The following is a 650-nucleotide window of genomic DNA, read 5'->3' as shown; positions in this document are numbered from 1 at the left end:
TCGGTGACGTCCGCGACCTCGCCACTGACGGTGATCTGGTCCCGGGCGAGGTCGGCCTCCACCCGGCGGATCGTGTCGGCCGACCGGGCGATCACCCCGAGCGCGAAGCCCTCGCGGGCGAACCGGCGCAGGAGTTGGACACCGAACGCCTGCCCCGGTCCGACGACGACAAGCGCCCGGTCCCGGTGCGAGTCAGCGCGCCCTTGCTGCATTCGCCCATAGTGGCCCAGCAGACCCAGCCGGCTCAGGTGGCCCGTGGAACAAGAACCCCGGGGTTGAGGATCCCGTCCGGGTCGAGGGTGTGCTTCACCGCGCGCAGCACCGCCACCCCGAGGTCGCCGATCTCCGCGGTGAGCCAGGGCTGATGGTCGATGCCGATCGCGTGATGATGGGTGATCGTCCCACCGGTCTGCGTGATCGCACGCGAAGCGGCGGCCTTCACCCTCCGCCACCGTGCCACCGGGTCGCCGGACTGGCCGGACACGACGGTGAAGTACAGCGACGCGCCTGTCGGGTAGACGTGCGAGACGTGGCACATGACCAGGCCGGGCGCGCCCCCGGCGGCTGCATCGATCGCCCGCTCACCGGCCCGCCCGGCGGCAGCCTGCCCGGCGGCCTTCTCGCCGGCCTGTTCGGCGGCCTGTTCGGCG

At 72.6% G+C, this 650-nt stretch carries 1 protein-coding gene and 1 pseudogene; both read right to left on the bottom strand.

The features are described from left to right. Positions 1-239, bottom strand: a pseudogene (locus tag DD1DGNOD_RS28930) (hypothetical protein); the annotation flags it as partial. Between the two features lie 5 nt (positions 240-244). Then, positions 245-650, bottom strand: a 406-nt coding sequence (locus tag DD1DGNOD_RS07215; protein ID WP_283234666.1) for an FAD-binding oxidoreductase, incomplete at its 5' end; no start/stop codon positions are given.

This window comes from Candidatus Protofrankia californiensis, from assembly GCF_900634765.1.
GTDB classification, from domain to species: domain Bacteria; phylum Actinomycetota; class Actinomycetes; order Frankiales; family Frankiaceae; genus Protofrankia; species Protofrankia californiensis.
The sequence above is the reverse complement of the archived record's forward strand: the minus strand, read 5'-3'. Positions and strand labels throughout refer to the sequence as shown.